12 protein-coding genes and 2 pseudogenes are annotated in these 22,789 nt (G+C 44.2%); 11 read left to right on the top strand and 3 right to left on the bottom strand.

The window, feature by feature from the left end; translation table 11 throughout:
- Positions 1-367: 367 nt before the first annotated feature.
- Positions 368-910, bottom strand: a complete 543-nt coding sequence (locus V5G28_RS29465) for a hypothetical protein (RefSeq protein WP_332997334.1) — start codon at positions 908-910, stop codon at positions 368-370.
- A gap of 474 nt (positions 911-1,384) precedes the next feature.
- Between V5G28_RS29465 and V5G28_RS29460 the strand changes: the two genes are divergently transcribed.
- From V5G28_RS29460 to V5G28_RS29450, 4 genes and pseudogenes are all read left to right on the top strand, one after another.
- Positions 1,385-2,131: a ferritin-like domain-containing protein gene (locus V5G28_RS29460; RefSeq protein WP_332997332.1), complete on the top strand. Its 747-nt coding sequence runs from the start codon at positions 1,385-1,387 to the stop codon at positions 2,129-2,131.
- Between the two features lie 976 nt (positions 2,132-3,107).
- Positions 3,108-4,028, top strand: a pseudogene (locus V5G28_RS36925) (GAF domain-containing protein); the annotation flags it as partial.
- Between the two features lie 36 nt (positions 4,029-4,064).
- Positions 4,065-5,474: pseudogene (locus V5G28_RS36920) on the top strand (ATP-binding protein); the annotation flags it as partial.
- Positions 5,475-5,492: 18 nt separating this feature from the next.
- The gene (locus V5G28_RS29450; RefSeq protein WP_332997330.1) at positions 5,493-8,261 is read left to right on the top strand and encodes a hybrid sensor histidine kinase/response regulator; all 2,769 of its coding nucleotides are present in this window, start codon (positions 5,493-5,495) and stop codon (positions 8,259-8,261) included.
- A gap of 179 nt (positions 8,262-8,440) precedes the next feature.
- Here V5G28_RS29450 and V5G28_RS29445 read toward each other — a convergent pair whose 3' ends face one another.
- The gene (locus V5G28_RS29445) at positions 8,441-14,149 is read right to left on the bottom strand and encodes a translocation/assembly module TamB domain-containing protein (protein ID WP_332997328.1); all 5,709 of its coding nucleotides are present in this window, start codon (positions 14,147-14,149) and stop codon (positions 8,441-8,443) included.
- Positions 14,150-14,915: 766 nt separating this feature from the next.
- Between V5G28_RS29445 and V5G28_RS29440 the strand changes: the two genes are divergently transcribed.
- Complete coding sequence (locus tag V5G28_RS29440) at positions 14,916-15,044, top strand: hypothetical protein (protein ID WP_332997326.1); 129 nt, start codon at positions 14,916-14,918, stop codon at positions 15,042-15,044.
- Positions 15,045-15,212: 168 nt separating this feature from the next.
- On the opposite strand, the gene V5G28_RS29435 is transcribed toward V5G28_RS29440, so the two are convergent.
- On the bottom strand, positions 15,213-15,821 hold the full coding sequence (locus V5G28_RS29435; RefSeq protein WP_336231466.1) for a helix-turn-helix domain-containing protein: 609 nt from the start codon (positions 15,819-15,821) through the stop codon (positions 15,213-15,215).
- A gap of 528 nt (positions 15,822-16,349) precedes the next feature.
- Between V5G28_RS29435 and V5G28_RS29430 the strand changes: the two genes are divergently transcribed.
- From V5G28_RS29430 to V5G28_RS29405, 6 genes are all read left to right on the top strand, one after another.
- Positions 16,350-16,718 carry a beta/gamma crystallin-related protein gene (locus tag V5G28_RS29430; RefSeq protein WP_332997322.1) on the top strand — a complete coding sequence of 123 codons (369 nt, stop codon included), beginning with the start codon at positions 16,350-16,352 and terminating at the stop codon, positions 16,716-16,718.
- 261 nt (positions 16,719-16,979) lie between these two features.
- Positions 16,980-17,375: a beta/gamma crystallin-related protein gene (locus V5G28_RS29425; protein WP_073635300.1), complete on the top strand. Its 396-nt coding sequence runs from the start codon at positions 16,980-16,982 to the stop codon at positions 17,373-17,375.
- Between the two features lie 515 nt (positions 17,376-17,890).
- A complete protein-coding gene (locus V5G28_RS29420) occupies positions 17,891-18,259 on the top strand; it encodes a hypothetical protein (RefSeq protein ID WP_332997318.1) in 369 nt (122 codons plus the stop codon).
- Between the two features lie 139 nt (positions 18,260-18,398).
- Positions 18,399-18,746 (top strand): hypothetical protein, encoded by a 348-nt coding sequence (locus V5G28_RS29415; RefSeq protein WP_332997316.1) that lies wholly within the window; start codon positions 18,399-18,401, stop codon positions 18,744-18,746.
- Positions 18,747-18,905: 159 nt separating this feature from the next.
- Positions 18,906-21,131, top strand: coding sequence for a peptidase domain-containing ABC transporter (locus V5G28_RS29410; protein ID WP_332997314.1), 2,226 nt, complete (start codon positions 18,906-18,908; stop codon positions 21,129-21,131).
- Between the two features lie 106 nt (positions 21,132-21,237).
- Positions 21,238-22,752 carry an HlyD family efflux transporter periplasmic adaptor subunit gene (locus tag V5G28_RS29405; protein ID WP_332997312.1) on the top strand — a complete coding sequence of 505 codons (1,515 nt, stop codon included), beginning with the start codon at positions 21,238-21,240 and terminating at the stop codon, positions 22,750-22,752.
- The last annotated feature ends 37 nt before the right edge of the window (positions 22,753-22,789 follow it).

The following is a 22,789-nucleotide window of genomic DNA, read 5'->3' as shown; positions in this document are numbered from 1 at the left end:
AAAATGCCCTTACTCTAGAAGAGTGGGGGTATACAAACACTCGTGTCCCTCCGCAGCCTGCAACGATTTTAGTTTACGAAGGTGGGCTTCCTTTGTGTAGCCCCATTCGAGTTTGTGGGGCTTTTCAGAAATTGGCGAAGGTATTGAATAGCAGATGATATTTTAAGTAGCGATCGCGCCCCGGCGGGCACTCTGTGCCATCGCGCTTCAACAGCTGAATCAAATGCAGCAGTCATGCTATTATGAACCCAGTGGATAAACGAATATTTCTAAAAGCGCTCTAGCACTCGTGAAAGTAAACGGAGTGTTTTTAGGTTGAAAAAATACACTACATCAAATATCGGATAAAGCAACGTGCGATGATTCGTTAATAAAATCTTTGCCGTTGACGGTATTGTTCCTCTGCTTCTAGTTGTTGCGTGAGCGCATATTCCTTCAACCTTTCCCAGCTCCATCTTGTAGCTACAGAAAAAGTTATTCTCTTGCCTGTTCGCAACAAGATATAATCTTCGTTGACATCAGCAATAATTTGATTTCTTAAATCCTGACCCCACACTTTTCCTGCTTGTTCCCACCATGCAAAGCTTGGGCTTTTAAAATTAGGATTGTTTAAGTATTCGTCTTTCCAATAGCTGGATTTCCAACGTTGACCTATCGCTTGAATTAGACAAGCATTTGCATAGAAAGGTTGAGAATTTTCTGTTAGCCAGTACCAGTAAGCGATAGTGGCACATATGGCATCTTCAAAGCCGTCAATACAGTTGAGGAGAGCTTCTTGGACATCTTCTCTCTCAAAATCTACACCAATATATGCCAAAGCATACTTGTATTTACTGAAAATTTGTTCTTTGATTTCAATTTCAAAGTCGTCAAATAAATAAGCTCTTTGAAATGATCTTAAACACAGCATTATGGAAAGCTACTGAATAGGGATGCCAGTTACTTTCATGATACCAAGAGCTACATAGCAGCGCTATATCACCACTTGGCTTTCTAATGTATCACCAGGTCTTACTACATAAAATCTGGCGTTAGAAGATTTTGGGTTTTGTGAAGGAGGTATCACCGAGGCTTGTGAAAGAAGCCATTTTGAGTCCTCCCAAATTTTATCAAAGTCTTCTAGTGGGGGGATGTGCTTTCACCGCTGCACTTACCGGGTAGGTTTTGCACCTACATGGTCATTCAGTTGTCAACGTACCTAGCTTGCGGTTAATCCCCCGAAGCCTTTATAGGCTCTGGTTTCTAACCAAGGACTCGCACACTCCGAATCAGTGGCGGGAGGATGTCAAAGTATTTCAAGCAACGAGAAAAATTAAGTAACCCAAACCGAAAATGAGGATTAGTATAAGGAATGTAACTTTCTCACAATAAGCACGAGTTACTCATGAACTTCTTGACTTATGTCATGCACTTAGTTGGTTCTGGTGCTATGGCTTATTTTTCTGCTGTGCAAATCCGCGACCTCAAAACCCGCCCCAACGTCCTTGCGGGGTTCCAGTTGGCAGAGTCTGGCTCAGTTCCATTTCTGACAAAACTGAGCGATCGCGCTGCAGCAGAAGGCGACACATGGCTAGCAGAAAAACTGGCAAAACACGCATCAGATGAAACCAAGCATGGTCAAATTTTTGCTCATGCCTTAAAACAACTTAATAAAACAGTTGTAGATTTTAAAAGTTTGCCTAAGAATCCGGAGGAAAATAAAACTCAAGAACGGCGCAGCCCCTTCTTTGCTGCATTCTTTGAAGGGTACTCTCAAGAACAGCTCAAACCTGAGAATATTGATTGGGATGTGTTTATGGCTAGCACCTACATCCTAGAGTTGGATGCTAGCAAAGACTTTGCCCGCATGGCAAACGTGTTACCTGAAGATGACCCAATTGCTCGTAACCTAAAACTAGGGATGTTGAGCATTGCCCAGGATGAGACTGGTCATGCTGCCTATCTTTATGAAGCCATGACACGGCGGATGTCTGCAATCCAAGTGCAGAAACTCGTGGATGAGTGGCGCACTCGTAAGACCAACGCCTTGTTAGCATTTGCAGGTAATATGTTGCAACGCAATGATAACAGACCTTCCTTGGTACAAGATGGTGCGCCATCAGAAAGTGAGTCTGAGTTAGTGGTTGCTTGACGCTCCCACGGCTACCACATTTTCGCTCCGCTCCAATGTGGCGTAAAGCCGTGGGATTCGTGTCTAGTTCCAATCCCCCTGGATTGGGTTTTCATCCAGTTCGGGGCTGCGCCAAACAGCCCATTCTCTCTTAATGCGTGAATTTTGAATGCGTGAATTTTGAATTGGTATTAGGGGTGGGGTTCTGTAATTATCGGTAATTTGCCGGACATCATATAATTTCTCTCTTATGAAACCCTTAGCACAGATGGTTTCTTATGAGAAGGATTCACTTGCACTTTTTGCATCACTTCAATGCCAATCAAGGAATCTTATATATTAAGAAACTTGTACATTAAGAAGTTTCGCCATTAAATTTTGAAACCTCATTTGAAGGGTAAAGTGAAGTGAGGTGATTCCTCGTTCTAATTCCCTCAAAACTTTTCATAGAGGCAAGTTTGCACTTGTCATGTTTCTGATATCAGGGAGTTGCTCAAAGGTAGATAGAAAAAGGATTTTGGCTTAGCTCGTACGCTTTTTCCACTTCGGTACGCTGACGAATGGCACTCATAAGCTTATTGCTTGCTAGCCATTTTATTCTCAAGAAGCCATAGTTATGACTGTGAGCATTTACTTTAGGTTAGTTTACTCAAAATTACGTAATTTTAAGTTGAATTACGTAATTAGTATATAAGCAAGACATTTGAAAGAAATTGAAGAAGAATACAGAATGCCGAACTCAGAACTTAGAATGCAATTAGTCAAGGATTCAGACCCGCTACTAATTGAAGACCACCAAATCTTTGACTTGGTGGGGGATTTAAACCCCCCAAAACTGCCACCCAGTCCTAGAGAACGGGGGTTCTCTGAGTTTTGACTCCTGAGTTCTGAGTTCTTTCTTGTTAATGTTATTCCCACGCGTCAGACAGGAGGAGAACTTGTGATTGATGAGGTTCAGAAGGCTAAACCCGAAGACTGTTTGGCTGGGGGTGGGGAGATGGGAGCGCTGATGCGATCGCTCGATTGGTCAAAAACTCTATTGGGTCCAGTCAGTCGTTGGCCGCAAAGCTTGCGTACCGCCGTGAGTATCCTCTTAGCCTCGCGCTTCCCGATGCTGATTCACTGGGGACCAGAGTTGGTTCAGTTCTACAACGACGGTTTCCGCCCTATCCTCGGTGACCTCAAGCATCCTGGCGCACTAGGACAGCCTGCGTATCCTTGGTGGACAGAAATCTGGGACGTGCTTACTCCGATGTTCGAGCGGGTTTTGGCAGGTGAAGGCACTTGGTATGAAAACCAGTTAATCCTCCCGAACCGCAACGGGTATATTGAGGAAACGTACTTCACGTTCTCGCACAGCCCTATTCGTGACGAGTCGGGTCAGGTCGTCGGCATTTTCCAGGCTGTTACTGAAACCACAGAACGCGTGCTGGATGAACGACGCCTGCGGACGTTGCACGATTTGGGAATCAATACCGCTACGGCGCAAGTGACCCAAGAAGCTTGTAGAATTGCGACTGAAACTTTAAGTCAGAACGCTGCTGATATTCCCTTTGCTCTACTTTATCTGTTAGATGAGAGTAGGAGACAAGCGCATTTGGCAGGAACAGCGGGACTGGAACCTGATACACCTGCTAGCCCTCGAGTTATTCACCTGAGTGCCGAAGACAAACCTGGATCTTGGCCTCTAGCACGAGTGGCACGCACCGGACAAACCGCACAAGTAGACAATTTGGTAGCTCAATTTGGTGCTTTGCCAGGTCGTCCGTGGCCAGAATCGCCCTTTGTAGCACTTGTCTTGCCAGTGGCACAACCTGGTGTCACACTGCCTACTGGTCTTTTAGTCGTTGGTATTAGCCCTCGACGTGCTCTTAACGAGACCTATCGCAGATTTTTAAGCTTGGTTGCAGGGCAGATAGCAACAGCAGTTGCCAACACTCGCGCCTTGGAGATGGAACGCAAACGCGCTGAAGCCTTAGCGGAACTCGACCGCGCCAAAAGCCAATTTTTGGCTAACATGAGCCACGAACTCCGCACTCCGCTTAATGGGATTTTGGGTTATGCTCAAATCCTCAAAAAAGGCAAAACTATCACAGACCAGCAAAAGAATGGTCTGAACATTATTCATCAATGCGGTGAACACTTGCTCAACCTGATTAATGATGTTTTAGACATCTCAAAAATTGAGGCTCGGAAAATGGAACTTTATCCCAAAAATTTTCATTTTCCGGAATTTTTGGAAGCTATTGCGGAAATCTGCCGCATTCGTGCTGAACAAAAAGGTATAGAGTTAATTTACGAAACTTTAACACCGATTCCTAAAGCCGTCCGAGCAGATGAAAAGCGGTTGCGACAGGTTTTAATTAACTTACTTGGAAATGCAGTTAAGTTTACAGAACAAGGCTACATTACTTTCAAAGTTGGCTATCATCAAGAAAAATTCCGCTTTCAGGTAGAAGATACAGGCATTGGTATTGCTAAGGAGAAATTAGAAGAAATTTTTTTGCCATTCCAACAGGTGGGTGAAAAAATCCGCGAGACTGAAGGAACAGGATTGGGACTGACAATTAGCCGCCAATTAGCTGAATTGATGGGCGGCGATCTGAAAGTAGAAAGTACACTAGGGAAAGGAAGTGTTTTCTGGTTGGACTTAGATTTACCTGAAGTTGAATGGATTGATGTTGCTGATATTTCGGAAAACAATATCATTGGTTTCAAAGGCTTGAAGCGGAAAATTTTGGTAGTAGACGACAAGTGGGCAAATCGTTCTGTGTTGGTCAATATGCTAGAGCCTTTAGGGTTTGAAGTTTTAGAAGCGACTGATGGTTTAGACGGTTTAAACAAAGCTCATCAATTTCAGCCAGATATCATTTTGTTGGACTTGGTGATGCCCGTGATGGATGGCTTTGAAGCGACCCGTCGCCTCAGGATGATGCCGGAGTTGGAAGGGGTTGTGGTGATTGCCATCTCGGCGAGCGTTTTTGATTTCGACCATCAACAAAGTCGGGAAGTCGGTTGCGACGGTTTCCTCCCCAAACCAGTCCGGGAAGCAGACCTTTTGGAAAAAGTACGGGTTCACTTGGGGTTGGAATGGGTTTATGAAGAGATAGACACCAAGGTACAACTCAGTAGTGAGAACTCAGGACTGAGTAGTCAGGACTCTCTTGTAGTTCCACCTGCACAGGAAGTCGCTAGCTTACTTGATTTGGCGATGAGGGGCGACCTCAAAGGCATTATTCAGGAAACCACAAGACTGGAGGAGTTGGATCAGCAATGGGTGCCGTTTGCCACACATCTGCGTCAACTTGCTAAAAGTTTTAAAGGAAAACAAATTCGGCAATTTTTAAAAAATATTAAGAGTTGAAAATATTAAGAGGTTGGAATGAGTTTTAATAATCATGAAAAAGGTGTCATCTTAATCGTCGATGACACTCCCACCAATTTACAAATGCTGTTTGATTTTTTAGAAGATTCCGGCTTGAATGTTGTGGTGGCTGAAGATGGGGAAAGTGCGATTGAAATGGCGGAATACGCCCCACCTGACTTGATTTTGTTAGATGTACTCATGCCGGAAATGGACGGTTTTGAAACTTGCCGACGCTTGAAAACGAATCAAATCACTCAAGATATTCCTGTCATTTTCTTGACTGCCCTAAGCGATAAGGTGGATAAAGTTAAAGGATTAAAACTTGGGGCAGTCGATTACATCACCAAGCCCTTAGAGCATGAAGAAGTTTTAGCTCGGGTAAACATCCACCTGCGCCTGCAAAACCTGACGAAAAGACTCACAGAGCAAAATCAGCGTTTGGAGGTGGAAGTTTCTGAGCGTAAGCAAATAGAGGAAGAACAGCAATGCCAAAAAGATGAATTAGCCGAGTGGAAAAATCGCTATGAAGCACTCATTCAGGCGAGTGGTCAGATAATCTACGACTGGAATCCTTATACCAATGAGGTCACCTATGGCGGCAACTTAGAGCAGATATTAGGCTACTCCCCAAAGGAGATGTCAGGAGGTTTAAACCAGTGGCTAGAACTCATTCACCCTGAAGATAGAAACCCGTTTCAGCAAGAGAATAACCGCGTTTTATCTACAAAAAAGCCATTTCATTTGTCATACCGTGTTTGTCGCCAAGATGGCACTTACATCACAGTTGAGGACAAAGGGTACTTCTTTTTAGACAGTGCAGGCAATATTGCTCAGATGGCTGGCTTTATTATTGATATCACCAAGCGTAAACGAGCAGAAGAAGAGCGTGAACAAGCTTTTCGAGCACTTCAAGAAAGTGAAGCCCGATTTAGACGTTTGGTTGAATCTAATATTATTGGGATTATTTTGACAGAGTTGAACGGCAAAATTACAGAAGCCAACGATGCCTTTTTGCAGATGGTGGGATATGAACGGGAAGAACTGCTAAAAGGAAAATTGCATTGGGATAAAATGACTCCAGCAGAATATAGCGGTTTGGATGAAAGGGCGGTTGCAGAATTAATTTGTTCTGGAGTTTGTACTCCTTTGGAGAAAGAATTCATTCGCAAAGATGGTAGCCGTGTTCCTGTTGTGATTGGTGGTGCGCTTCTGGAAGAGTCGCAAAAGAGCATGGTTGGTTTTGTCCTCGATATGACAGAACGCAAGCAAGCAGAACAGAAAATCCGCGAACAAGCGGAGCTGCTTGATATCACGACAGATGCAATTATCGTACGAGACTTGGATAACCAAATCCGATTTTGGAATCAAGGGGCTGAACGTCTGTACGGATGGAAGGCACAACAAGTGCTCAACAAAAATGTCAATGAGCTTTTATATCAACACGAAAGCTTATCTCAACTCTCTAACATTCAGACAAGTTTGGCGGATAGTGGCTCTTGGCAAGGTGAATTACATCAACTGACAAAAGAAAATAAGGAAATTATCGTTGCGAGCCGCTGGATTTTAATGCGCGATGAAGATGGGCAACCGACATCCATTCTTACAGTTAACACTGACATTACAGAGAAAAAACAACTTGAAGCACAGTTTCTCCGGGTTCAGCGCTTAGAGAGTATCGGTACCTTGGCAAGCGGTATCGCTCATGACCTCAACAATGCGCTCACACCTATGCTGCTGAGTGTGCAACTTTTAGAAAAAAACCCCTTGGATGAGCACAGTCAGCAGTGGCTTTCGATCATTAAAACAAATATAAAACGTGGGGCAAATTTAGTAAAACAAGTCCTGTCATTCGCACGCGGAGTTGACGGTGAGCGTACATCGTTACAGGTAGAGCAAATCATCTCAGAAATTGAGCATATTATTAAACAGACATTTCCTAAACTCATTGAAGTCCGTACCGATGCAACAGCACAAAATCTTTGGACTATCACAAGCAACGCTACCCAACTGCACCAAGTCCTGATGAATCTCTGCGTTAATGCTCGTGATGCTATGCCTAATGGTGGTATCCTGGAAATTTCTGCGAAAAATCTTTGGATTGATACTCACTATGCCCGAATGAATATTGAAGCTAAGGTGGGTCCCTACGTTGTCCTAACAGTATCTGATACAGGAGTTGGGATTAATAGAGAAATCATTGAGCGAATTTTTGAACCATTTTTCACAACAAAAGAAGTGGGCAAAGGTACAGGTCTTGGTCTTTCAACAGTCATGGGCATTGTTAAAAGCCATGGTGGTTTTGTCAACGTCGTTAGTGAAATAGGAAAGGGGACAAAATTTCAGGTCTACTTACCCGCAACGCCGACAACTCAAACAGATGGTTTACTCACACCTGATCATGAATTACCGATTGGACTTGGAGAATTGATTCTTGTTGTTGATGACGAAGATTCAATTTGTGAGGTGACTAAAACAGTGTTGGAAAACTATGGCTACAAGGTTTTAGTTGCTAAGGATGGAATTGAGGCACTGGCGCTGTATACGCAACATCAGAAAAAAATTAGTGTTGTGTTAATTGATATGATGATGCCGTCTATGGATGGTTCAACTACGGTCAAAGTATTAAAAACAATGAACCCAGAGGTTAAGATTATTGCTGTTAGCGGACTTGTGACCTCTAAGATGGCTCAACTCCTTGGTAATAGTGTCAAAACCTTTTTGTCAAAGCCCTACACGTCAGATGACTTGTTGAAAAAGTTACAGTTCGTTCTCAACAGCAACTAAAAAACCAATTTAAGTAGGTCGGTACAAATAAAGTTAACGAGTTTCGGCAGTCATTAGTCATTAGTCATTAGTCATTAGTCATTAGTCATTAGTAAGGGTTGGCGGCGTTTTTACATTTCTTAACTAGCTGGTGTTTATTTCCACCTATCTACTTAATTTCTATTTAACCGCTAGCTAAGCTAAAATCGTGTCTCGTACTCAAATAGGAGACGACTTTCGTCTGCTAAATTCGTTGAGCCTCGCACCAGAATATCGTCATTAAGTCTATATAAGAGGTTGTAATTGAAAGGCTGATCACCCAAGAAAACTGCCGATAGAGAAACAGATAAATTCCTACTAATATCAAACACACCTTCTGCTGCTAAGCCGAGAACTGAAGCTGATTCTTGGTTCGAGATAGAGGTAGGATAGATACGAAACTCACTAAAGCCAATCGCCTGTCCTAGCGCAGTAATGCTTCCTTGCAAACTACCGAATATTGTAGAACCAGCTAGGGTGGCAATTCCAACTGTTGCGTCTGCTTGATTCAAGCTATTAATAATAGAACCGCCCAACAGGGAAATAATTTCTGCTTCACTACGGCTGGGTTGGCTGGTCAATTCTAGATTATCAGATAATTGACTCGCTGGTCCTGTTGCTCTGGCTTGAACGCGAACGGTACGTAAAGTCCCAAAGTCAATTGCAGAAACATCACTGATTTCGCTAGAAAAAGGAGATCTCAAAGTGCGACCACTTGTTCCTCCCGTTGTCTCCGGTACAAGTGCTACAAGCCGGACATCTAGGACGGGGTCGAGTCCTCGACTGGGAGTAAACTCCGCAGTTTGTTCATAGCCCCGATCTAAGGTAAACTGAGCTGTAAATAAGTTGACTTGCCCTCCTGTAAGACGAATAACTCCTTGGGGGAGAGGCTTGGCTAACGTGCCATTAATAGTCAGATTTCCTTTTGCGTCAAAGGTGAGTAGAGATGGACTCAACTCGCCTCCTGGGACAAAGCCGCCGAGTATGGGCGCAGTGGAGACACGAACATTGTTACCTAGAATCAGCCTTAAACCATCAAACTCTATAGGTAAATTAGGTCGAGTCGCAGTAGCCGTTGCGTTACCTCCTTGTGTACCTGGTTGTTCTAAGCCGAAAGTGGTTGTTGCGCCATCTGGTGTGCTAGTTCCTTGCGTATTTGTTGGTTGTGCGCCGAAAGTGGTTGTTGCGCCATCTGGTGTGCTAGTTCCTTGCGTATTTGTTGGTTGTGCCCTGAAAATAGTTGTTGCGTTATCTGTTGCGTTCCCGTTTTGTGTACCTGATGGTTTTGCACCAGCTGTATTGGATTGTCCAATCAACACCTGACCATTGTTGAGCTGAACCGTTCCGCCAATGTCAGGCGATAGCGCTGTTCCACCAATAACGACATCACCGCTGACACCTCCTTGATACAGCCCTTGAACATTCAAATTCAGATTGTTTACTGATACGGTGAGGGGATTTGTTGCGGCTTCCGCTTGTGCTGCTTGACGTGCAAAAATGGGCAGGACTCCCGCAGCAGTTACGTTACCCTTATTGTATTGCCCCTGAAGGCTCTCAACAGTCAGCGTATCGCCGTTAAATTGGAGCGTTCCTGTGACATTTGTCAAGGGGTCAGGTAAAGCTTGAGCCTGAAAAGTTGCATTATTAACTGTGGCGACTCCGTTGATAATCGGCTGCTTTAAAGTCCCTTGAACATCTACATTCACTTGCCCTTGACCATTCACCCAAGTGACTTGTTCATTAGTAAACAAGTTTAACAGCGCCAAGCCTTCATCCTGCACTCTGGCGTTGATGCTGATTTGATTGCTATCTGGTTGAGCTGAAGCAAAAGGCAACCCAAAAGGTACGCTACCTGCAATCTGAACAGGCTGTGTCCCAGTCACCAACACGGTACTGCCAAAATTCAGACGAGCATTGTTATAATTGAAACTCACTTGCCCTGTCTGCACTGCTTGTTTGTTGATAGTACCATCCACCAGCGTCAGTTCCCCGATCGCTCTGGGGTCTTTTAAATCACCACCTAGGGTAGCGACAGCATTCACATTCCCTGTGACATCGACTGGATATCTTTCTATAAAAGGCTGTAGAAGTGATAAAGGTAAACTTGCCACGCGCAACTGTCCAGACAGTTGTTCAGTTCCTAACTGTCCTGTAAATGCCAGGGAGCCTGGATTCAAATCCACACGCAAGGGTAACAGTGTCACAACACCATCTGCAAAAGTGCCTCTAGCTATGACATCATTAATCGAGTATTTACCCCATTGCCAGTTATTGCCCTGAAAATTAAAGCTGGCATTTAACCCTGACTGTAATGAGCCAGCCACTTCAATTCCTCCGCTCAAAGCGCCCTGTAATTCTGCTAGTGTGGGTAAAGTTGTTGGTTTTTTTGGCTGTGCTTGTTCTTCTACGACTCGGGCTGCAATTTGTGAGAAATACTTAAGCTGTGTTAGCAAATCTGCGTTTGGCAAACTCCGAGGCTGAGTTTGAAGTACCTCTGCTCCTGCCAAATCCGGACCCTGCAACCCTCCACCAAAATCCCCAAAATCAAAGACATTGAATGCTTGTAGAAGTCTGTCGATTCTGGTTTGGTCAAAATTAGCTTGGAATTGAAATTGCGGGTTGTTTCCTGTTTGCACATTTCCACTCAGGGCGATGCTGCTTTCTGCTATCCGCAATTGACCATTCGTTAAGCTAGCAGCACCATCGGCATAACTAATGTTACCTCGAAATTCATCTGCTGTGACTCTACCAACGCGAGGTTTGGCGATCGCCACCTCTCCAGCAGCTGCATAGTTATTCAGATTAACGACTAAATCGCCCGATGCTTGCCCTGCAAGAGGTTTTAGCGTATTATTAGGAACAAAGCCACTCAGAAGAGCTACAGGAAAATCTCGCACGTTGACGAGCAAGTTTTCTCCTTCTGTTCTGCCAGTGGCAACTGCCCCATCACGTCGGAACAAAAATGAACTTGGGCGATTGTTTGCATCAATATTAACTGCAATTTGGTCTTGTCTACCGCTAAGTTGCAGTTGTCCACCTTGCCCGCCCTGATATTTTACATTCCCAGCTAATACCGGGTCAAACGCCAAACCACTGACATTCAAATTCTCTAGCCGGATGTTTCCCACAGCATTAGGAGTCGTTGGCGTACCTGTAAGTTGTCCTGTGAAATTAAGTCGCCCCGCTAACGCTATGTTACCAGGAAGATTGGAACTCGCTTTTTGCAGGTTATAATTGCGTGCTTGCACATTGAGATTAAAACCACTGACTTGAGGTGTGCCCGTTTCTGGGACTTGGACTGCAACAACACCGTTAGCACTCAGTCCGGGGGAAGTTGCGTTTTGCAGAATAATCTGTTGCCCATTCCACTGAACTTGTGCTGTGATTGGTTGTGCAAGCAGTGATAACCCTTGTGATAAGCCGACTTGTCCGGCGGCGCGAATATTGGAAAGCGCAAAAGATTCGGTTGTTCCTGCTAACTGCAAGTTGCTATTGAGTCGTCCTTGCAGTTGTTGTGAAAAACGGTTGAGTTGAACTTGGGAAACATTAGCAAGGGCTTGCCAGCGACCATTATCAAGGCTAATATTCCTAACGTTAACTGTACCTCCTGCCACATTACGCAGACTTGCCTGTCCTGAAGCTTGAATGGTTGACGGTTGGAAGGAAGCAGTGGTTCCCGATAAATTCAACTGACTGCTTAAGACTCCCGCTTGAAGCTGGGGTGGTACCTGTGCAAAACGGCTCAATTGTAGTTGATCGGCATTAACAAAAGCTTGCCAGCGACCTTGGGCAAGTTGACCTCTCCCCCTGATTGTACTACCTGCTACTTTGACAACAGCATCTTGGAACAGAACACTATTACCTTGTTGATTGACAACAACTTGTCCACTCGTGGGATAAGTTGCTGTAGGTGCTGAAACCTGCGCGACTGTTTGCAAATTGCCAAGTGAGCCAAAAATCCTGGCGTTTGCCGATACATTACCAATTGTGATGGGAGGTGAAGTCTTGTAAGCTTTGGCAATAGCATCGCCTGGTAAATTCTGAGCTTGCACATTAAATGAAACTCTACCTTTGGGTGCAAGCTGAAGTTGACCGTTTGCCGTGATTTGTCCTCCTACTTCTGGAGTCGCCTGAACTCTGGCAACATTGACTGTTAAAGGCTGCGCACCGAGTTTTCCAGAGACTGTGGCGTTAGCGGATACACCACCAAGATTCACGGGAACTGAAACGCCGTAACCTTGGGCGATCGCATTTGCTGGTATACCTTGAGCTTGAACATTTAACGCAACGTTACCTTGGGGGACAAGTTGAACTCGACCGTTTGCTGTGATTTGTCCTCCTGCGGGTGGTGTCGCTTGAACGCTAGATATGTTAAGCGTCAATGGCTGTGTCCCGCCTCCGGGTGAACCAGAAACTTCGGCTTTAGCTGACACATTCCCAATACTTGTGGGGAGAGTCAAGCCGTAAGCACTAGCAAGTGCATCTGCTGACACACCTTCGGCTTGGAGATTAAACTTCACTCCACCTTGTTGAGGTTTAGATCCGAGTTGAATTTGACCGTTCCCTGTAATTTGCCCACCTGCTGCTGGGATCAATTGCAGGTTAGAAACGGCTACTTGAGATCCGGCTTTAGATAGACTTAACCGAAAGCCAGTGCTAAGACCATTGAATAAAACGCGGTCAACTTGAACAGGTTTGATGTTGCTTGCGGTTCCGCTGAGAATGGGTTGTTGAATTGGTCCTTGCAACTGAATTTTTGATTGTACTTCTCCAGCAACCGGAACTGGCAATTTCGCATTCAGCGTGTCTAAAAGATTTTTGGCACTGACCGCCTTTACCTGAGCAGAAATATTGTAACCTGTTTGGAGATTGAGACCTCCATTTGCCAGAACGGGAACTGTGCCATAGTTCGTACTCAGATTTTCTAGACCAACTGTCTGACCTTGGAACGTTAATCTGCCATTGGAATTGATAAACTTTTGGGGAACGTTTTGAATTTGAGCAGTGACTTGATTGGCGATCGCCGTTCCATTAATCGCAATTTCCTGCTGATTGGCTTGTTGCTGATCAGGCTGTAATTGAACCGCTAAGTCAGCATCTACACGACCTGATTGCAAAGCAATTGGTAGCTCAATTAATCGACTAACATTGGCTGCTTCCAGATTTTGCGCTTGCAGCTTGACGTTAGTTTGTAGTGTTTTCAGTTGTGTCTCACCAACTATTTTGACTGTTCCTCCCGTGGTTGGTTGAGCACCGAGATCATAGCTAATTCCTTGATTTTGAGACAGAATTCGCGCTGTACCATTTACCTGATCTAACGCAACTGAACCTTTGGGTTTATTTGGTGTCGGATTTGGCACCAACACCACATCTCCATTCTGAAGCCGTATTGTCTGCAGCTCAGTTTGAATAAAACCTTTTCCTTCTCCCGTCTTCAGTTGAGTTGTTACCCAGCGTCCCTGTTTATCTTGTTCAAGATACACATCAGGCTGAACTAGAGTAACATTTAATGCCAATGTCCGGTTAAAAAGGAGCCGCAAAGGGGAAAACTGTACGTCCACAGCTTTTGCTGCAACTCTGTCTGGATCATTGGCGGTTGCTGGTACCGATAACGCTCCGAATCTCAAACTAGAAAGCGAAAATCGCTCAACTGCCCCTAATTTTACTGGTCTTCCAAGCAACTGCTGAAGATTGTTCTCCACCAATGGTGCTAAATCTTTATAAACATAGTTCCTAGCCCACCAAACACCACCTGCAATTCCAGCTAGCAAAATCACTCCCAGAGCAAGACTAGTACGTCCTAAGAGGAGAAGCCACAGACGACGGTTAGAAGGCTCCTGTTCATTTCCTGACTTTGGAGAGCGCGTCATAAGTCGTTACCAGTACTGTACTTTAGAGCAGTGAGATGAGCGGGTGAGTGTTTGAAAAAGCAAGTCAAAAGCTATGGTTCCAAGTTGTGACTCCAAAACAACACAGAACTATGTTACTGGAAAGTGTCCTGTTTATGGAACTAGATTCATAAGTTCTGATCAACGTGACAGCTTAACTGTAATTGCATTAACACTGAAAATGACTATAGCGAGAAGACAGGGTTAAATGGTGTAAATTCTGTGGAGAAATTCAGATTATTATAATAAATATGGCTTAAGAAGTATTTTAACAGTACCAAAAGGAATATTTTTGAGTACTCAGTGATCGCTTAAATAAGAATTCTTTTGATTTTGTACGTAGTATAAAAAAGTATTGAAGAGTTAGAAAAAATAGTTAGAAAAAATTTCTTTTATTTTGATTACGGAAAAGTTTAAAAAACTCAGAAAAACACAGAATGCTGAACTTTGCAGCGAAGAATGACCCCAAAGGATGTTGACGCAGAGAAACCCTGTTCGCGTAGCCGTGGCATTCCCTGCCATAGGCAAGTTTTGCGCGCCCAGAGAACTGAGCGCAAAGTGTATGCCGCACATATGTCTGCGGCACGCTTTGCGCTAACGGGAAATTTGGCGTTGCTGAATCAAGATATGATACCAAATCCGCTTTTATAACCACCTTTTAGCCCAGGCGATTAGAAATCGCGGCTACACAAACAAAGTCCGCCTACGCGGACTAAATTATAAAGGGGGTATTAGATCAGGATTTGGTATGAATTTCAAAATTCTCATTGATGTAGAGACGTTGCATGCAACGTCTCTACAGAGATTGCAGCAAATTGAACATCGCGCTACAACCATAATTCATTACCAAATTCAGCAACGCCGGAAATTCAGTTGACAAGATTGCATCTCTTTGATTCCATCTGTGTCCATCTGTGTCCATCTGTGGTTAATTATTCTTTTTTTCGACTTTTGCAAGAAGTCTAGTATCGAACAATTCTTTTTTTCTCAAAACAACGTATTTTGAGCGATTATATCTTCTGAATCATGGCTTTAAAAAGCAGAACTAATTACTGGTCTTTCTCAAACTGAATTGCCAAAAAACATCAGGCGATGTAGAAGATGACGGCAGTCCGTGACGGGGGTTTTCTTGGCTGTAGCAATGACCTGGTGGCAAATCTTGAATTCTAATGCTGGAATTTTGTTGGCTTGAAGTTTGTTTCTCAGTTGCGTTGTCTTTCAGTCGAGTGGAAAGCCCCATTTCCTTAAGCAAACGGTTGATGTGGCAACTGCTAACCTGCATCGCCAGTTCTTTCGCCAGATGTTTGCTTAACCATTGCGCTGTCCAGCGTTGAAATGAATAGCCATATTCACGCGGACTATGGCTCACCAGTTCTTTCAAGCGAGCAAGATATTGCTCATTCACAGTCTTAGGGCGTCCCATCGGGCGATCGCCCCAGTTATGAGCGTTACCTGTTTGTGCCATAACAATCCAATACCGTGCAGTTTCTTGAGCGCATCCCAAAGCTTCACAGATTTGAGTCTGAGATTGACCTGCATCTGCAAGCAGCATAATTTCAATGCGACGGCGATATTCTGGGCGTAAGTCGGTTTCTAGACTCTTAAGCAGAAACTTGCGCTGAAAAGGTGTTAGGTAAAGACTCTGATTTTCCACAGCGATTCCTCTTTGTAAAACTTGGGGGTGTTGGAAGTTCGTCTGAATGCTTCGCAACGAACCTCTGTCTACTTATCGGAATCAAAAGTCCTGGAATTCCACAACTCGTTACAATATTTCACACTAATTGGTGAACGGTCAGAAGTCTGGTTTTTCAGGCGTTGGTGCTGTACCGGCGCTCAAGCACCATCTCCAACCAGATATATAGCCTCAGTTTGAAATTGCATGATTCGCAGTAGTGAGAGCGCATTACTGTACTTTAATTTGGAAGACAAAAGTACCTTGTTTTTTGAACAGAAAAGATTTTAAAAATAAAAACATAACTCATTGACTTATGCATAAATAACAAATTTAAAACCCTTGCCATACTAGATTTAATTTCAGAATATAGAAGTGTGATTAGCGAAGAAAAAGTTAATTACAACTCACTAATAAATAGTTTGTTGAAGTGACAACTATTTAGTCACTAATTACAAACCCTTTGGCAATTGACAACATAAAATCTTACACTGTACAAGGAGAAAGAAGATGAAAGAAGCTCAGAATGAACAACTGTTTCAGGAACTTAACAATGAAGTTGCTGCTACCTGTAGCGGAGGTGTTGCATATTTATACGAGAATGATGGATTTAATCAAGGAGATTCAGGGCGAAGGCTGACGTTTTATGAAGGTACTGACGACCTGCGCATTTACAATTTCAACGACGAAACCTCATCTATTAAGATTACAGGGGATAAATCATGGGTGTTTTATCCAGACATAAACAACCAAGGTGCTCCTGTAACACTTCGACCTGGAGAATACAATTTATCCCAGTTACAACAACGAGGGATTCGAAACGACTCGATTAGTTCTCTAAGACGCAGCGATATTCCTGCTTCCAGAGTCCTCGTTTAGTTCTCTCATCTGATTAAACAAACTGATTAGACCAACTGTGGTGCAGCCTGCCTTGCCACTGTTGCCAAACACGAAGGACGCATCTTTGCTATTAGTTTTGTGAAGGAATATTACAAGAACTAATGCCTTGCGTAAAACACAGACATAACTCTCCGAGTAATAGGTAGCAACTCAAAACAACAAGTTTTGTGCTTGCAAACAAAAACTGTAGTTCCTCAAGGAACAACACAGAACAATTCACACTTAATTAGGAGAAAAAAGATGAAAGACAATCAGCATGAACAACTGTTCAGCGAATTAACTGCCGAATTTGAAGCAACTCCTGCCTTCCAGGAACTTAACGATGAGGTTGCTGCTACTTGTAGTGGTGGTGCTGCACCTGTTACTTTGTATGAAGACGCATATTTATCCGGCGATAGGCAGGATATTTTCGGAAACGATCGTGACCTTCGCAACGGTCCCTTCCAAGGCTTCAACGACAGAACCTCATCTATCATCATTCGTGAAGGAAAATGGGAGCTGTTTTCCGATAAAGAGTATTCGCAGGGTACAGGGTCACGTAAGAATCCTTTAGGTCCAGGGGTATACAATACTGCCACAGATTTTGGCTTGGCGAACGACTCATTATCCTCAATTAGGAGGGTTAGGGGGACTTAAACATTTTTGAGGGAAAAACAAGCCTCAAAACCATACAGGGTAAGGGAAATACACCAAATGCTCAAAAATGGCTCAAACCTAGATATATCAACAAACTAAGCGAATGATGTCAAAGTCTTTCTATATATAGATTTGAGGCTTTTTTATGAGTGTTTTTTGTCTAAGTCCCATAGCGTTGGATTAAACATCAACCTTGGCTGAGTTATATGCTCTCTTGCTAGTAGGGGCGAAACACGCCTCGCCCCTATTTTTTGTGAGTTTGCAATCAAAGAATTTACACTCTGTCCGAATAGGGAACTATTCAAACAAACTGATTAGATCAGTAGAACATTTACAGCGCTCAAGACTTTCCCCTTGATCGCTTTCTCTCCAACAAAGCGAGACATAACACATTTGTTGTTGATTGTTTTGAAAGATGCAAGAAACGTACCTTTCCAAAAATCAACAACAGAACTAGATGGTTTTAGTTTTAAGGAACGACATAGAACAATTCACACTTAATTAGGAGAAAAAAGATGAAAGACTTTCAGCAGGAACAACTATTCACCGAATTAACTGCGGCAGAAGCTGCCGTTGTTGAAGGAGGTGGTAGTTTCGAGTCCACTATTAAGTTTGATACCTTCCTCACCACACGAGAGTTCTATGTGCAACCCGGTGGAACAATCAAACTCACTTCCAACACCAAATCGGCTACGGATAACCCATCCTTCGGTGCAATTATTAGAAATGTAAAAACTAATAATTCAAATGGAAAAATAGTCAGTGTTGGTAAAGATACTACTACATGGACTGACATACGGGGAGGCAATTACGTAATCGACTTTAGAGATGATAAAGACGGTGTATTTGTCACTGGCGACATAAGAGTTGACTACACCTCCTGACGCAGCACATGAAGCTAAACGCTGAGGAGTCTGATCAAACAAGCTGATTAGACCAACTGCGGTGCTGCCTGCATTGCCACGGTTGCCAAACACTAGAGTTTTAGTGACAACATCAACCTAGAAATCAAGGAAAACGACAATGTTAAACACTAAAGAATACCTCAAAAAACTCGATGCAGATCTTGCTGTTAAGGAAATAAACGATGAGGTTGCTGCTAATCTTCAAGGCGGTAAATATGCTTTGCAAGTCTACAAAGACCCTGGCTTTCGGAATTTGATAGGGGAATTCAATGTTAGTCCAGGAAAGTTACTTCCAGGGCTGGATAACCAGATTAGCTCAATTAAAATCAATACGGGTAAATGGAGGTTTGCCAACGACGATCCTCGTAGTAATCCAAACCGAGTCATAACACTTGAACCAGGAGAGTATCCCACTCTTCCCTTTGGGCTTGATAACACCATTTCATCCATAAGACGAGTTGGTTAAATTGCCTAGCACTTTTATCAATTTGGTGTCATTTCTTAGGATTCCTAAGACAAGTTCATAGGGGCGAAACATGCCTTGCCCCTATTTTTTGTTGGCTTTCAATGTAACGATTCACACTGTATCTCAATAGCAAACGATTCACTGGTGCAGGTCTTGAAGATGAAATACCAAATTGTTTTACAACACAGTGAAGAAGACTGTGGTGCTGCCTGCATTGCCACCGTTGCCAAACACTACAAACGCACCTTTGCCATCAGTCGGGTGCGGGAAGCAGTTGGTACTGGTTCACGAGGAACGTCCCTGCTGGGGTTGAGACGGGGAGCAGAAGCATTAGGATTCAATGCCCGTCAAGTCAAAGCTTCCCCGCAACTGCTTGACTCTTTACACAAAATTTCCCTGCCTGCCATCATACATTGGAAAGGCTATCACTGGGTTGTTTTGTACGGGCAAAAGGGGAAAAAATATGCACTTGCTGACCCAGGCGTGGGCATTCGCTATCTCACGCGCTCCGAGTTAATGGCGGGTTGGGGCAATGGCGTGATGCTGTTGTTAGAGCCAGATGACAGTCGCTTTTATCAACAACCATCAGATAAAGTTGGCGGCTTTGGGCGTTATCTGGTGCGGGTTTGGCCCTATCGCTTCATTCTCGCCCAAGCAATTGGCATCAATATCGCGATCGGTCTCCTCTCCCTCGCCTCCCCGTTGATGATGCAACTCCTCACCGATGACGTGCTGGTGCGGGGAGATACCCAACTGCTAACGACAGTGGCAATTGGGGTCATTGCCATGAACTTATTTAGAAGTGCCATTGGTTTAGTACAATCTCACCTGATTGGTCACTTTGGTCAGCGGCTGCAATTAGGACTCATCCTAGAATACGGGCGAAAACTCCTACACTTGCCCCTCTCATATTTTGAAGGACGGCGCAGTGGAGAAGTCGTCAGTCGCATTGCCGATGTTCATGCCATTAATGCCTTAGTTTCCCAAATTGTCCTCGGTTTACCCAGCCAATTTTTTATTGCCGTGGTTTCCTTGGGCTTGATGCTCTTCTATAGTTGGACACTTACTCTGGCTTCCCTCGCCGCCTTTGTCATCGTCACAGGAGTCAACCTGCTTTTTCTCCCTGCTTTGCGCCAGAAAACCCGCAACCAGATTGTCTTAGGCACAGAAAACCAAGGCTTTCTAGTCGAAACTTTTCGCGGTGTCCAGGTGCTAAAAACTACCCAAGCCACCCCCCAAGCTTGGCAAGAGTATCAGAGCAATTTTGGTCGTCTTGCTAACTTGGGCTGGAGTACCATGAAGCTGGGGCTTTACAGCGGTACAATCACCGGTATTCTTTCCAGTTTCACTAGTATTGCCTTACTTTGGTTAGGTAGCTACTTAGTAATTAATCGCACCTTAACTATCGGTCAGCTGATGGCGTATAGTGGACTGAGTGGCAACTTTCTCGGCTTTCTCGGTTCAGTCATCGGGTTAGTTGATGAGTTTATCACTGCTCAGATTGTCATCCAACGCTTGACAGAGGTGATTGACGCTACGCCAGAAGATGAAAACGACTTCAAAAAGCCCATAGCAGAAATTCCTGGTGATGCAGATATTACCTCCACTTGCCTCAACTTCCACCACGCAGGTAGAGTTGACCTCCTGCAAGATTTTTCCCTCACTATACCTGGCGGTCAAGTGACTGCCCTGATTGGTAAATCTGGCTGTGGCAAAAGTACCCTCGCCAAAATGATTGCTGGTTTATATTCCCTGCAATCTGGTAATATCCGCTACGGCATCTATAATCAGCAAGACCTCTCCTTGGAATGTCTGCGACAGCAGGTGGTTCTAGTACCTCAAGAACCTCATTTCTGGAGCCGCTCAATTATTGACAACTTCCGCTTCAGCTATCCCCACATCAGTTTTGAACAAATTGTGAGGGCTTGTCAGATAGCAGGTGCAGACGAATTTATCAGTAAACTGCCGGACAAGTATCAAACTGTCTTAGGAGAATTTGGCGCGAATCTCTCTGGTGGACAACGGCAGAGATTAGCTATAGCTAGAGCTATAGCGACTGAGCCGCCGATACTTATATTAGATGAATCCACTGGCGCTCTTGACCCGGTGAGTGAAGCTCAAGTACTAGATAAACTGCTGTATTATCGACAGGGTAAAACCACAATTATGATTAGCCACCGCCCAAAAGTGATCCAGCGAGCTGATTGGATTGTACTGCTTGAGGAAGGGCGTTTGAAAATCTCTGGCACTCCACAGGAGCTGCGGCTTGTTCCTGGTGACCACTTAGACTTTTTAGACGACTTTGCCTTATCAACGAATGGTTTGCTGGTGAAATCCTCCCCCAAATCTGAATCTAACGGCAAATCTCCTGCAATCAGAAAATAAAATTATCTTTTGCAGTGAGCATGTACCCGGATTATCAATTATCAGTTTTTTGGTCACTGCGGCTGGTACTGTTCACTGGTCACTGTTCACTGTTCACTGTTTTAATATGCTTAGTCACTTCAACTCACCAGACTCTCTTCCAATTATTGAAGAAAACGAATTTCTACCACCAATTAGTCGTTGGACTACTTTTGGTGGACTGGTTATGCTAACTGCTGTGGCTCTTGCTCTTGCTGTTGCTTCTGTAACTAAATATAAAGTCACCGTTAAAGCACAAGCGAACATCCGTCCTGCTGGTGAATTGCGGATTGTTCAAGCTGCAACAGAAGGTCCAGTGATGCGCGTCTCGGTTAAAGAAAATCAAGTTGTCAAAAAAGGAGATGTGATTGCCACTATCGACGCCAGTCGCCTTCAAACCAAAAAGAGCCAACTGCAAAGCAACATCCAGCAGTCTCGGTTACAACTGGTTCAACTCAACGCCCAAATTAGTGCCACGAATAGCCAAATAACAGCCGAAACTGACCGCAATAACCGCCTTGTCGCTGCCGCTGAAGCTGAATTGAGTGGTCGCAGTCGCGAATATCAAGATAAAAAAATGACTAGCGCTGCTGATGTCGAAGAAGCCGAGGCGAACGTCAGGATAGCCGAGAAGGAATTGCAAAAAGCCTTTGCAGAGTTAAAATCAACTCAAGCGAACTTAGGGGCAACAGTTGCCACCTTAGCAGCCGCCGAGTCAAAGCGAAACCGATATCAAAAGGTAGCCAAACAAGGAGCGCTTTCTCAGGATCAATTTGAGGAAGCACAACTGGCTGTTGACCAGCAAGAACAAGCAGTAGAGGGGCAAAAAGCAGCGATTGAGGCGCAAAAACAAACAATTTCGCGGCTACAACAAGCAATCTCGGCAGCTGTTGCTAGAAGGCAACGTGCTTCTTCTGCCCTTAATCCTAGTAACGCAGAAGTGGCGATCGCCTCCTCACGCATTGCCCAAGAAAAAGCCAGCCTTAAAGCCAACGAAGCTTCTTTAGACAAACAACGCAAAGCCCTCATCCAGCAACAAATTGAAATTCAGCAAACAATTGAGCGCGACATCCGTGAACTCCAACAAGTGAAAATTGACCTTAGCCAAACCGCTATTACTGCCACAGCTGATGGTATAATCTCTAAGCTGAACCTGCGAAATCCTGGTCAAACTGTGCGCCCAGGAGAGGAAATAGCCCAAATTGTCCCTAGTGATGCTCCCTTGGTAGTCAAGGCAGCGGTGGCATCTGAGGAAAAAAGCAAGTTGAAAGAAGGTCAAAAAGTACTTTTGCGGGTTTCTGCCTGTCCTTATCCAGATTACGGCACTCTTAAAGGTCACGTCAAAACGATTTCCCCAGATGCTTTCGTCCCTCAAGCCAATGGTGCGACTGCAGCTGCCCCGACAACAGGTACAAGTCAAAAGGCAGTTGGTGTCGGTGCTTTCTATGAGGTCACAATTGAGCCAGAAAGCCTATCTTTACATCAAGGCAAAAAACAGTGTTCTGTCCAATTGGGGATGGAGGGCACAGCTGATATTATTTCCAAAGAAGAGACTGTACTGCAATTCTTTTTGAGGAAGGCAAGGCTGATTGCGGACTTGTAAGGTTGTTGATTGAATTAGGCACTTGGAAAGTGTAGCG

Source organism: Scytonema sp. PRP1 (assembly GCF_036697665.2).
GTDB lineage: Bacteria > Cyanobacteriota > Cyanobacteriia > Cyanobacteriales > Nostocaceae > Kalymmatonema > Kalymmatonema gypsitolerans.
The sequence above is the reverse complement of the archived record's forward strand: the minus strand, read 5'-3'. Positions and strand labels throughout refer to the sequence as shown.

Bases quoted from the DNA above. Each gene is read 5' to 3' on its own strand.
- V5G28_RS29465 (WP_332997334.1), bottom strand. From the start codon at position 910: ATGCTGTGTTTAAGATCATTTCAAAGAGCTTATTTATTTGACGACTTT.
- V5G28_RS29460 (WP_332997332.1), top strand. From the start codon at position 1,385: ATGAACTTCTTGACTTATGTCATGCACTTAGTTGGTTCTGGTGCTATG.
- V5G28_RS29450 (WP_332997330.1), top strand. From the start codon at position 5,493: ATGAGTTTTAATAATCATGAAAAAGGTGTCATCTTAATCGTCGATGAC.
- V5G28_RS29445 (WP_332997328.1), bottom strand. From the start codon at position 14,149: ATGACGCGCTCTCCAAAGTCAGGAAATGAACAGGAGCCTTCTAACCGT.
- V5G28_RS29440 (WP_332997326.1), top strand. From the start codon at position 14,916: ATGAATTTCAAAATTCTCATTGATGTAGAGACGTTGCATGCAACGTCT.
- V5G28_RS29430 (WP_332997322.1), top strand. From the start codon at position 16,350: ATGAAAGAAGCTCAGAATGAACAACTGTTTCAGGAACTTAACAATGAA.
- V5G28_RS29425 (WP_073635300.1), top strand. From the start codon at position 16,980: ATGAAAGACAATCAGCATGAACAACTGTTCAGCGAATTAACTGCCGAA.
- V5G28_RS29420 (WP_332997318.1), top strand. From the start codon at position 17,891: ATGAAAGACTTTCAGCAGGAACAACTATTCACCGAATTAACTGCGGCA.
- V5G28_RS29415 (WP_332997316.1), top strand. From the start codon at position 18,399: ATGTTAAACACTAAAGAATACCTCAAAAAACTCGATGCAGATCTTGCT.
- V5G28_RS29410 (WP_332997314.1), top strand. From the start codon at position 18,906: ATGAAATACCAAATTGTTTTACAACACAGTGAAGAAGACTGTGGTGCT.
- V5G28_RS29405 (WP_332997312.1), top strand. From the start codon at position 21,238: ATGCTTAGTCACTTCAACTCACCAGACTCTCTTCCAATTATTGAAGAA.